This window comes from Chryseobacterium sp. ON_d1, assembly GCF_006829085.1.
Taxonomy (GTDB): Bacteria; Bacteroidota; Bacteroidia; order Flavobacteriales; family Weeksellaceae; genus Chryseobacterium.
The window spans coordinates 407,934-419,017 of sequence record NZ_BJTC01000002.1 but is presented as its reverse complement, the minus strand read 5'-3'; the positions used below and the strand labels follow the sequence as shown (position 1 = coordinate 419,017).

At 36.9% G+C, this 11,084-nt stretch carries 13 protein-coding genes; 7 read left to right on the top strand and 6 right to left on the bottom strand.

Translation table 11 applies throughout. The annotated features are described in order from the left end of the window. Positions 1–4: 4 nt before the first annotated feature. Positions 5–1,522, top strand: coding sequence for a TSUP family transporter (locus tag CRS_RS05340; protein ID WP_142723030.1), 1,518 nt, complete (start codon positions 5–7; stop codon positions 1,520–1,522). A 395-nt stretch (positions 1,523–1,917) separates the two neighbouring features. Here CRS_RS05340 and CRS_RS05335 read toward each other — a convergent pair whose 3' ends face one another. The 4 genes from CRS_RS05335 to CRS_RS05320 form a co-directional block, all read right to left on the bottom strand. Continuing rightward, entirely contained in the window at positions 1,918–2,826 is a 909-nt protein-coding gene (locus CRS_RS05335) for an AraC family transcriptional regulator (RefSeq protein WP_142723029.1), read from the bottom strand. Between the two features lie 92 nt (positions 2,827–2,918). After that, on the bottom strand, positions 2,919–3,854 hold the full coding sequence (locus tag CRS_RS05330) for an NAD-dependent epimerase/dehydratase family protein (RefSeq protein WP_142723078.1): 936 nt from the start codon (positions 3,852–3,854) through the stop codon (positions 2,919–2,921). A gap of 479 nt (positions 3,855–4,333) precedes the next feature. Beyond that, positions 4,334–4,723, bottom strand: a complete 390-nt coding sequence (locus tag CRS_RS05325; RefSeq protein ID WP_142723028.1) for a DoxX family protein — start codon at positions 4,721–4,723, stop codon at positions 4,334–4,336. Between the two features lie 131 nt (positions 4,724–4,854). Continuing rightward, complete coding sequence (locus CRS_RS05320) at positions 4,855–5,838, bottom strand: polysaccharide deacetylase family protein (protein ID WP_142723027.1); 984 nt, start codon at positions 5,836–5,838, stop codon at positions 4,855–4,857. Between the two features lie 90 nt (positions 5,839–5,928). Between CRS_RS05320 and CRS_RS05315 the strand changes: the two genes are divergently transcribed. Genes CRS_RS05315 through CRS_RS05305 form a run of 3 tightly spaced genes read left to right on the top strand, consistent with a single transcriptional unit; the run spans position 5,929 to position 7,543 of the window. After that, a complete protein-coding gene (locus CRS_RS05315) occupies positions 5,929–6,783 on the top strand; it encodes an AraC family transcriptional regulator (RefSeq protein ID WP_142723026.1) in 855 nt (284 codons plus the stop codon). Positions 6,784–6,835: 52 nt separating this feature from the next. Further along, a complete protein-coding gene (locus CRS_RS05310; RefSeq protein WP_142723025.1) occupies positions 6,836–7,297 on the top strand; it encodes an NUDIX domain-containing protein in 462 nt (153 codons plus the stop codon). A gap of 18 nt (positions 7,298–7,315) precedes the next feature. Beyond that, on the top strand, positions 7,316–7,543 hold the full coding sequence (locus CRS_RS05305; protein ID WP_142723024.1) for a hypothetical protein: 228 nt from the start codon (positions 7,316–7,318) through the stop codon (positions 7,541–7,543). Positions 7,544–7,609: 66 nt separating this feature from the next. On the opposite strand, the gene CRS_RS05300 is transcribed toward CRS_RS05305, so the two are convergent. Continuing rightward, positions 7,610–8,101, bottom strand: coding sequence for a hypothetical protein (locus CRS_RS05300; RefSeq protein ID WP_142723023.1), 492 nt, complete (start codon positions 8,099–8,101; stop codon positions 7,610–7,612). Between the two features lie 203 nt (positions 8,102–8,304). On the opposite strand from CRS_RS05300, the gene CRS_RS05295 reads away from it, so the two are divergent. After that, positions 8,305–9,513: a hypothetical protein gene (locus CRS_RS05295; protein WP_142723022.1), complete on the top strand. Its 1,209-nt coding sequence runs from the start codon at positions 8,305–8,307 to the stop codon at positions 9,511–9,513. 219 nt (positions 9,514–9,732) lie between these two features. Beyond that, positions 9,733–10,218: a hypothetical protein gene (locus CRS_RS05290; RefSeq protein ID WP_142723021.1), complete on the top strand. Its 486-nt coding sequence runs from the start codon at positions 9,733–9,735 to the stop codon at positions 10,216–10,218. 48 nt (positions 10,219–10,266) lie between these two features. Here CRS_RS05290 and CRS_RS05285 read toward each other — a convergent pair whose 3' ends face one another. Then, positions 10,267–10,656: a Fur family transcriptional regulator gene (locus CRS_RS05285; protein WP_002979333.1), complete on the bottom strand. Its 390-nt coding sequence runs from the start codon at positions 10,654–10,656 to the stop codon at positions 10,267–10,269. Positions 10,657–10,743: 87 nt separating this feature from the next. Here CRS_RS05285 and CRS_RS05280 point away from each other — a divergent pair, with 87 nt between their 5' ends. After that, positions 10,744–11,082: a MerC domain-containing protein gene (locus CRS_RS05280; RefSeq protein WP_142723020.1), complete on the top strand. Its 339-nt coding sequence runs from the start codon at positions 10,744–10,746 to the stop codon at positions 11,080–11,082. The last annotated feature ends 2 nt before the right edge of the window (positions 11,083–11,084 follow it).

The following is an 11,084-nucleotide window of genomic DNA, read 5'->3' as shown; positions in this document are numbered from 1 at the left end:
CAGGATGAGTAATTCATTATATCCCATATTTTTAAAACTTGAAAACCTGTCACTGCTGATCATCGGCGGTGGCAACGTTGCTCTCGAAAAGCTGGAATCTGTTTTAGGCAATTCACCCGAAACCTCCATCAGACTGGTGGCCAAAGAAATCATTCCTGAGGTCAGGATTTTACAAAATCAGTTTTCCAATATAACTCTCCACGAAAGAGCGTATAACGACTATGATTTTAATGACACAGATCTTGCCATTATTGCAGTGAATGATGTTGAACTGGCAGGAGAAATCAGGGAAAAAGCACAGGAAAAAAGTGTACTGGTCAATATTGCAGATAAGCCTGATCTCTGTGATTTTTATTTAGGTTCCATTGTCAAAAAAGGAAGTCTCAAAATAGCTATTTCCACCAACGGAAAATCTCCGACCATTGCTAAAAGATTAAGAGAAACTTTTACTGAGGTGATTCCTGATGAAATGGACCATGTATTGGATAATATGCAGCACATCCGTAATCAGCTGACCGGAGATTTTAATTATAAGGTAAAACAGCTTAATAAAATTACAACAGAATACCTGTCTGAGGGAAAAGTTTCTTCAAAACCGGATATGGAAATTGAAAAACTGATCAGTATCACCAAAACAGCCCAGAGAAAAGCTAATATTTATCTGGCCATCATTGGTGTTTTACTTCTTTTCGGACTATTCGGACTTGTCGTGTATCAGTTCAATCTTGCCGGTGATATCCAGTATTTTCTGAATAAAGATGGTCATATTTTTTACTGGATGCTGTTTGCAGGTTTTATGGCAGAGATTGTTGCGGGATCTATGGGAATGGGGTATGGTGTTATATGCACCACCATTCTTTTACTGCTGAATGTTCCGCCACCTGTTGTGAGTGCAAGCATTCATTCTGCAGAATCTTTTACTACTGCAGCCGGAAGTTTCAGTCATTATAAATTGGGAAATGTGAATAAAAAAATGGTGTGGGTACTTTTTCCATTGGCTATTGTGGGTTCTGTCATCGGAGCTTTAACCCTGTCTCATTATGGGGAACATTATGCGCATATTGTAAAGCCAATTATTGCCTGCTACACCCTGTATCTTGGAATCAATATCTTAAAAAATGCATTCAAAGATAAAAAGTCGGGATTCATCAAAACCAAACGAAGGACTAATCTCAGAGTATTGGGACTGGCGGGAGGTTTTATAGATTCCTTTGCAGGAGGGGGATGGGGACCATTGGTAACCGGAACCCTGATCAAAGAGGGAAGGATTCCCCGTTATGTAGTGGGAAGCTCTACCGTTGCCAAGTTTTTGCTGACCATAACAAGCGCGGTTACCTTCATTTTTACCATTGGTATCCATCACTGGAATATTGTTTTAGGGCTTTTGCTGGGTGGTGTTTTTACAGCTCCGTTTTCTGCGATGCTGACCTCAAAACTTCCGACAAAGAAAATGTTTGTGGTAGTGGGAATAGTGGTGATCCTGATGAGTCTGGTGACAATAATAAAATCATTTTTATCATAAGAAGACAAGCATATTTTAACACAAAGCTATATTATGCTGACTTTTAATATTTTAAGGAAACAAAACCTGAATCAATTGCATTGATTTTTCTAAGCATACCGATAACTAACGCAAAGATTTTAATGTTTTACTTGAATCTGAGAAATCATGGGGGAAAATCAATAATTAGGATCTATTGATCGTATTAATACTCATTTTTAGTAAAAATCTGAAACCATTAAAACTTTGCGTTTTATTTCTTGCATTATTCTAAAGAATTTTAAATATATCATTGTTAGTCTTTATTTTTGGTAAATATGGGTAAGCTCGCTCAGCCATAATCCTGTTTTAAGGTTACCACTGGCATATTGATCTACATTCGTTACGATCAGCAGTATTTTTTTATCATGGTACAATCAATTAAAAGATTTTCTGAATTCCAGGGGAGAAACAGCAGTCTGGTTTTTAAATAAACGATGAAAGGACTGGGGATGCTCAAATCCTAAGTTATACGCAATTTCAGAAACAGACATTGCAGTAGTTGACAGCAGTTCTTTTGCCTTATCAATCACTCTGTTCTGAATATGCTGCTGGGTAGTCTGTCCTGTATGAATTCTTAGCATATCGCTCAGATAATTGGGGCTGATATTCATCTGAGCTGCCACAAATTGTACCGTAGGAATTCCGTCTATCAGCAGCTTTTCATTTTTAAAATAATCATCCAGTAAACTTTCAAGCTGGGTCAGAAGATCATGGTTTACCTTTTTTCGGGTTAAAAACTGACGGTTGTAAAATCTGTCACAGTATTTCAACAGCAAGTCTATATTTGAAACCAGTAAATCCTGGGTAAAACCATCCATATTGGCTTCAATTTCCCTGCTGATATTATCAAGGATATCCGTTACAGATTTTTCTTCTTTTTCCGAGAGGTACAGTGCTTCATTGGCAGTATATGAAAAGTAACCATAATCTTTTATTGTGGAAGCTAACGGATATCCCTGCAGAAAATCCGGATGAATAACCAGTACATTTCCTCTTACCTCAGAAAGCAGAATGTCTTCAAACTGCAATACCTGATGAGGAGCAATAAAATACATAATCCCATCTTCAAAGTCATAATAATGCTGCCCGTATTTGCATCTCCCTGCACAGTCTTTTTTAATGGAAACTACGTAAAAATCTGTAGTTACTGAACTCAGGATCGTTTCAGGATCAATATTCACCTCATTAAAATCAAATACACTGATTAAAGGATGTGAAGGCCTTTTCAGGTTCAGATACTTATGCAATGCTGTGATCGAGGATACTTTTTCAGGAGTTTTCATTTTATTTCTTTTTTTACCACCCCTCCAAAGGAAGAGAATATTTCCCTTTCGGTTGTGGTGATGGTGTTTCTAAGTTACTTATTTTAAAAGGATTATTTTGCGGATTGCTGTTCTTTTTTAATCTTTTCAATTCCTTGTCTGTAAGACGTTATCGCAAATTCTGGGAATCTCTTTCTGAATTTTGAATCATCAAAAAGATTATTATATTGATATCTCGGAAGCAGTTCCAATAGCTCTTTTGCATTTTTGCTGAATAAAGATCCTATTGCAAAAAGCAGTTTCGGGATTACAGAATACCTGAATTCTTTTCCATAAACCTGAGAAGCCAAAGCAATAAATTCCTTGTAGTTCAGCTTATGATCATCTACAGGCAAATGCCATGTCTGTCCATAGGCGTCTGGTGTGTTTCCGATCAGAGCAGTTGCACGGCTCGCATCAGGCGTCCAGATCAGGCTTCTGATTTTATCATCCCTCAAAGGAACCTTTAGTTTTTTATCATCTTTAATAGCGTTGAAAATAAGAGTATTGGTAATACTTTGCGTTTTTCCCGGACCATAAAATTCAGGAGCTCTGCAGATAACGGCTTCTATGGTTCCGGCTTTCATTTCTTTTAAAAGCATTTCGGCCATCTGTTTTCTTACGAGTCCTTTTCTTCCTAGAGGATCAAAACGGGTTTGTTCCGTCAGAATCTCATTATTTTGAGGATACATATAGGTGTTATCAAAAAAAACCAGTTTTGTCCCATTGATTTTACAGGCTTCAATAATGTTTTTTACAATGAGTAGAAATTGCTTTTCCCATAACTCGGTATCCATAGGAAGTCCAAGAGTGAAATAAGCAATTTCACTTCCTTTTACTGCTTCTATCGCCTGTTGTCTGTCTGATAAATCTGCTGAGAACACAGTATCAGTATCATTTACTTTTTTAGCATTTCTGCTCACAATACGGATATCTGAAGTATAGTTTCTCTTCAGTTCTCTTGCCAGTTCTTCACCAATCTGGCCATTGGCTCCCAATATAGTTTGCATCATTATTCATTTTGAGGGTTAGCTATTTCACTGAAAATAAATTCAATACTTTCAGTTGCTTTATTTCTGATACAAAATTCGGACATAATTATAAAAACAAGGTAACTGAATCTATGCAAGTTGTAACATAATCTCTGAACAATGTAAAAAAGCAGCAAAATAATTAGGCTGAGAAAGTAAAAATAAAGCATTGAATTAATATTTTAACCACAGATCGAAGATTCAACGAAGTCAAAAGTCACAAAAGTTTTAAACACTTCAGTTTTTTCAGGACAAACCTTATGCGTAATAAGTACACCTAAATTTTGTGAAAATCTTTTTCATCTTATGTGAGCTTTTTTGCAGTATCATTTTAAACTTACTTAAGAGAACCTGTGTGTTTAAAATGAAACCTTTTGTGACTTTTGTGGTTGGGTAATGTTTAGACAACTTTATAATAATCAGATATAATTTTTTACTTTTTCAGCCTTACTGATTTTTTATTTCCGATCCAAAGCCATGTAATTATCCTCAATTCTGCTGATCAGAATATAGAACAGACCTGCATAGATCATCTGAATTCCCATCACTTCCCAGTTTTCAACGGTACTGCTTCCAAAAAGGAGCAGGATAATCAGGGAGGCCCCGGCCATAGCCGCAATACGGGTTTTAAAACCAATGATCAACAGCAGACCTAATGTAAATTCGAGAAAGGGGAGCGTAACACCAAACAGGTGTACCAATGGCTGTGGAAGCCAGCTGCTCTCAAAACCTTTCATCATTCCTGAGGCAAAGTCCTGTAATTTTACCAGTCGGACCAAACCGTGTCCTAAAAAATTGATTCCCATCGACACACGAAGGAAAAAATAGGCTGTTTTTGTATTATTCATAAAGGCATTTTTTAGAATGGAAGAGGGAAGCGGGATGCGGGATGCGGGAAGGTATAGATATCTATGATTCACTTTTACTGTGTTTATCGTTTCAATAACTCCCTTCCTCCAGCCCCCAGCTTCTTTACTTATTACTTATTAAACTTTTCTTCACTGTTATCAACCGGAGTATCAGGATCATTCATCACCATTCTGGCAATATCATCTTTTCTCATAAAGACAACGCCCTGCTTTTCTTTGGTATATCTGATGAATTCTTCCATCGCATGTACCATTGCCGGAGTTCCACTAATTCTGTCATGAAAACTGATGCTCATCATTCTTCTTTTGGAAGTTCCCTCTTCATAAAGACGGTCGAATTCAAATTTCAGCTGTGCCAGAAACTGATCCGGACTCCAATGCTTTCCTTCTATAGTAACGATATCATTGTTGCGTAACGTATAGGGAATGACTACAAAATTTTTCTCCTTTACCTTTGTAATAAAAGGCTCATCATGACTCAGATCATCTATATGATATAAAAAACCCAGCTCCTGTAATACTTTAAGCGTATTCGGACCTCTTCTCAGCCAATTACAGTTATAACCTACTGCTTTCTGACCGGTAATCTTTTCAACAACATCTACTCCCTGTTTTACAAAATTAAGCTCATCAGCATAACTTTTATTCCATTGATTGTCCCAGGCAATGCCGTGAGCAGCAATTTCATGACCTCCTTTTGCAATGGCTTTTGCAACTTCAGGATATCTTTCAGCTGCTGTTCCCACCACATGGGAAGTTACTTTGATGTCATATTTTTTCCATAAATCCAGCATTCGGTAAATTCCTTCATTTCCACCATACCGGTACCAGCTTTCTGCGGGAAGATCCGGCTGTCCTTTGGGAAGAGGAGTTCCACTGAATGGACTTTCAGCGCCCTCAGGCTGTCCGCCTGTTTCAAACTGCATAGAAACTGAGATGACCAGCTGTGCCCCGTTAGGCCAGTATTTTTTGGTTGAAGTTTGTGTCTTAGATGACTCTTTTTTCTCTCTTTTATCCTTGTCATGGTGATCCGAAAAGGACATTAAAACTATTGTTGAAGCCAGCAACAATACTGATTGTTTGATGTATTTCATTTTGAATGTTTTGATAAGACAAAATTGATCAATAATCAATCGGTTTGTGTTGTAAAAATTAATGGTAAATTTGTAAAAATCCATTTCTAAATGAAACGAATCGTTAACTTTAATTCTTTTAATGTTTTCAGTATTGAGAAGGAAGTCTGGGACGTTGAATATCATAACCATAACTTTTATGAGCTGATTATCATAGAGCATGGGAAAGGATATCATCACCTCAACAATATCACTTTTCCATATAAAAAAGGAGATGCTTTTCTTTTGAGGCCAAGTGACGGGCATGAATTTTCCATTACGAGTAAAACACGTTTCATTTATATAAAATTTACGGAACAGTATATCTGGCAAAACCTTTTGCCCAACAAAAATAATGAGCTAAAAAAAATGGTTCAGCTTCTGATGGAAGACCATTCTTTTGTGTATGAATCAGTAATTAAAAGTAAAACGGATAAACTACATCTGCTACAGCTGGCCGGGATACTCCTACATGAGTTCAGCCGTAAAAACACGTATAATAAAGAGATCACTGCTGATCTTTTTTCGGGGATCATGATCATTATGATTCGAAATACAATGAATAATATTACTGCCAAAGAATGGATGACCCAAAATCTCAGCAGAATTGAAAGGATACTGTATTATATCAACGTCAATGCTTTGGATACGGATAAAATGAAAATTGAAAACCTGGCTAAAGAATTCATGCTTTCTTCTAATTATATCAGCATTTATATTAAAAAGCAGACAGGTTTCTCCATACAGCAGCATGTGATGCAGCATAAAATAAAAACTGCTGAAAAACTATTACTTCAAAGTCATTATAACATCAGTGAAATTGCTGACAGGCTGGGTTTCAATGATGCCAGCCATTTCAATAAAATATTTAAAACGTACAAGCAAATGTCACCCTCTGAGTTTAAAAAGAAAAGGATATCCTATTGATCATCCGGATTATATATTTTTTCATACCTTTAATAATCAAATCTTTACGTCCATGAAAACAAGTGCAGGTATTTTGCTTTTTAAAAAAGAAAAAGACAGTCTGTATTATTTTTTGGTGCATCCCGGCGGTCCTTTCTGGAAAAATAAAGACCTGGGGTCATGGTCTATTCCCAAAGGAGAGATTCTTCCTGATGAAAACCCATTAGATCGTGCGTTGAAAGAATTTAAAGAAGAAACCGGTAAAACAATAGACGGAGCGTTTATCGAATTGTCACCCATTCAGCAAAAAGGAGGAAAAACGGTTTATGCCTGGGCTTTAGACAGCGATCTTGAAACTTCAGACCTTTACAGCAATACCTTCCCATTAGAATGGCCTCCTAAATCCGGTAAAATAATGAAGGTTCCGGAAGTAGATCGATGGGAGTGGTTCTCTTCAGAAGATGCACAGCGGCACATCAATGAGGCGCAGAAAGATTTCATTACACAACTTGAAATAATAGTAAAAAATCAATAACACTTTAAAACAAAGACCATGAAAAAATTAAACAGAAAAACATTGAAGAACATTATTGGGGAAATAGGTATAGAGCTGAATCTTCCTCTTCCGGTAGGCGTTTGCCTTGGAAATCTGCTTTCTCTATGCCCCCCTCATTCTCATTGCCGGACAGATGAAAGGTGCTATCCTGATGCTGCCGGCCCTTGCATTAACGGGCTGTGTCCTTCAGGCTATCACTGCCATTCGGGAGAGTGTGTACGGTAGCCTATCAAAAAAACAAAAAACGTTTATCGGACCGATAAACGTTTTTTTATTATCTATTTTAAAATTTTATCTTTTTATTCCGATTGCTTTTAACGCACTGGATGTTAAAAAAATATCGTCAAAAACAGTAAGCGATTCCACATCATGATATCCTGAAGGAATCAGATCATTTTTATTGAAAGATAATTCAATAGAAGGATCATATGAGGCGATAATCCTCACTTTTGAATATCCGTTATAATCTACTTTAAAGCCTTCAAACATACAGTTCTGTTCTGCCTTCTGATATTCGGCATATTCTTCAAATCCAACAACATCCGTTCTCTTCCCGTCATTATGATCCAGGGATTTCCATTCTTTATAATTTTTAGGTTCCTTCAGAATATTTCCTTTACGGTCTACTGGAACAAACATTCCGAGAGTCAAACGCTTCTTTAAAAAATTGGCATAATTATTCATCAGATTCAAAATCTGAAGATCGGCATATCCTTCGTGTGAATAATACTCCAGTACGAAAGTTGTCATCGGAATCAGCTTATGAGAAGCATCAGTCGGCATAATGAGTCTTTACTTTTTTTGGCCGATAAAAATAGTATTTTTATTTACTTTACCCAATGGAAACCGATGAATAGGATGGAATTTATACCCATTCTGAATAACAATAACCTTAGGAAAGCCCTTCATTTTTTCAGTAATTTTGAAGAAAATAACCGTATAATAATAACAAACTCTTTCCCAAAAAGGGTTGTACAGATTACAATATGTTGAAAAAGATATTATTAGGAGCCGGCATCATTCAATGCTGCTTTTACAATACTATGGGTCAAAAATCTGGTGAAAGACCGGTTTATACATCCGAATGGGGGCATCTCTTCCGCGAAAAAGGAAATAATAAAGATCTGTTAGGAATCTTTTCCACAGAAGCACCTGTTTATCTTCTGGACTCTACCCAGACACAATATAAAGTTCAGGTAAGCAACGGGGATATTGGTTTTATAGACCGTCAGCCTCTGCAAAAAACCATGCGTGGGAAAAAATCACCTGGTGAGCCTGCTCAGTATTTCTACAGAGGATCACAGGGTTTCCAATGTCCGCATTTCTATGTACAGGTATCAGAACTGCGTGTTCGGAAAGCTCCTACGACAGAAAGCATACCGGTGCGGCGGGCTGCTTTAAACGAGATGATCTGTATTGATTATGTTCCTTTATATCAGGATGGATGGGTCTATATTGGTGACCACTTCCATGAAAATCCGGAATATATTCAAATGAAATATCTGGGTTCTGAACTTACCTACGAAAAAGTTCTGAAAGACTATCTGGCAGTGAAAGGCAAAAACAAAGAAAAGGAATTAACACAGGTTGGAAGATTACGTGAAATCGCCTGGATAGAGGATAAAAACCTCCAACAGGCCTTACAGTTCTGGAAAGAATCCAATACCGGCGTAGAAAATTCAAAAATAGATATTGATTTTGAACTTCTTCTGGCAGATCAGTTTAAAAAAAAGCCGGAAACAAAGATCTACGAAAAGAAACTTAAAGCCCTGAATCTGCATTTTATATGGAAAGAAACCGCCCTTTTTGACGGAAAAATAACAGATGCCCAGATGAAGAAGCTGGAGATGCAGAAAGTGAAAGATATCCCCAATATGCCGGAATGTGGCTGGGAGCCTCAGTATTTTTACAAAACCCCTAACATTATTACTGCTTTTGAAGAATTTAAAGGAAAAATTTCCGGGAGTATTTACAAAATGCTATTTACCGACGGTGAAGTTCTGGTTTTAGGAAATGAGCGTATGGATTCCAATTATGAGGAAAAGAATTTCGTAACACATTTCGGTGATCTGCTGTCTGCAAGATGGATTTCTTCTCCGCATGAATATCATATCCAGAATGGAGATGCGGGACTTTTGATTTTTACATTTAAAGACGGAAAACTTTTCAGCTATGAATGCATGTATTATTGTTAGAAGATAATTAATTGGTGAGAAACCATAATGGCTTTACCAAAAATTATATTATCTAAGTTTTGGCTAAAGCCCATCGGATTTATATTTATTATTAAACGATAAGGCTTTAGCCAAAGCTTAAAATGGGTTTCTTTATTCTTAAAAAGCCCCCTTATTTTCCTGCACCGGTGATTAAATTTGAAAGGTGTATCTTTACAACACCAAACAAACTATTAGTATATGTCATTTATCACACCGGAAGGAGCCAGGAAGGCTCAGCTATCCTTATCTGAAAGAGCGCCCGTTGCGCATGCTCTTCTTTCAGGAGCAGAAAATATTTCGAAATACAACAGTGGAGTATGCCATGATGTGGTAGCATATGCATTGTATATGCGTGGTGCATCTATAAGTCCTGCTCAGCTGGCAGAATCAGCCGGACAAAAATGGTTAACCGTTTTTAACTATCCGGCAGGAGAGAAGTGGGACGGATATTCACCGATCCCGGCAGGAAAAGCAATCGGCTTCTACCGATTGATTGATAAAAGCTGGTTTCATTCAGCGGTTACTACAGGAAAAGGAAATGAAATCAGATCTGTCAATGGATTTTCATTAGGATCTGCATGGTCAGTACCTGTAGATATGAAATGGGTGTTAGGCAAAAAGAACTCTGATGGTACCTTCAATTATGACGGAACCAAAATAGAAGTCTATATCTCTTCCTTATAACCAATCACAAAAAGGTAAAAAAACAAATTGTTTTTTACCTTTTCGCTTTTAAGCATCAGCGCATTTCGGGCATATCCCGCTGATAATAAAATTGTATTCCTGTGCAATAAAATGCTCAGGTAAACTGATTTCCGGAATCGCGTTTTCGATACACGTTACAGAATGACATTCTTTACAATTGAAATGAACATGATTGTGAAAATGCTGTTCATGTGTACATTTTCCGCTGCACTTCGCAAAATTCACCACCCCGTCAATGTTGACGATTTTATGTATAGCACCTTCGTTTTCAAGTCTTTCCAACACCCTGTAAATGGTAACTCTATTGCATAGATCTCCTAATTTCTTCTGAATATCAGAGTGTGTAAGGGCTACATCTGAACCATTAATAAGGTTTAAAATTTCAGTTTTGGCATGCGTATTTCTAACCTGTTTCATATTTTAATGCAACAAAGTTGCGTTATTTAATTTTTTATTTCTACTTTTGCAACAAAGTTACAATAAGGAAATTAATTCTGTGCTATTATGAAATCAAAAATTCTTGATGTTGTAGGAATCTCCGCTGCTGTTTTATGCCTGATTCATTGCATTGTTTTTCCTTTATTACTGATCATTCCGCTGGGAATATCCCATAACCCTTATATCGATCTTGCTTTTCTTACTATCGGTACTGTTGTTGTTTTCAGGTTAACAAAAAAAATAGAAAAGCCCTGGCTAAAGCTTTTATTCTGGATTTCTGTTTTTCTTATCCTTATTTCAGTACTCACAGATCTGATATTCGATGTTCATATTCCCCTGATCTATGCAGGAGCTGCAGGCTTAATTACAGGCCATATCATTAACTTTAAAAATCATAAACATTAAAA